Source organism: Bacillus cereus group sp. BfR-BA-01355, from assembly GCF_022663675.1.
GTDB lineage: Bacteria > Bacillota > Bacilli > Bacillales > Bacillaceae_G > Bacillus_A > Bacillus_A thuringiensis_S.
In genome coordinates this window covers 1-294 of sequence record NZ_JAKUFY010000375.1, presented here as the reverse complement: position 1 = coordinate 294, position 294 = coordinate 1, and the positions used below count along the sequence as shown (strand labels likewise).

The window sequence follows — 294 nt, the reverse complement described above, 5'->3', positions numbered from 1 at the left end:
AGTCAGAAGAAGTGGAAGTAATTACAGAAACAGAAGAGCCAGAAGAAGTGGAAGTAATTGCAGAAGCGGAAGAGTCAGAAGAAGTAGAAGTAATTGCGGAAACAGAAGAGCTAGAAGAAGTGGAAGTAATTGCAGAAACAGAAGAGCCAGAAGAAGTGGAAGTAATTGCGGAAACGGAAGAGTCAGAAGAAGTAGAAGTGATTGCAGAAATAAAAGCGCCTGTAGTAGAGACATTTGTAGCACTTGAGGAAATTCAGCAAGAAGATGAAGCGATTGAACAAAAGAGTGAATTCA

1 protein-coding gene is annotated in these 294 nt (G+C 40.1%); it reads left to right on the top strand.

What is annotated here, in order from left to right:
* Window positions 1-11 precede the first annotated feature (11 nt).
* A partial coding sequence (locus MR167_RS32110; protein ID WP_276575838.1) for a hypothetical protein occupies window positions 12-294 on the top strand: 283 nt, incomplete at its 3' end.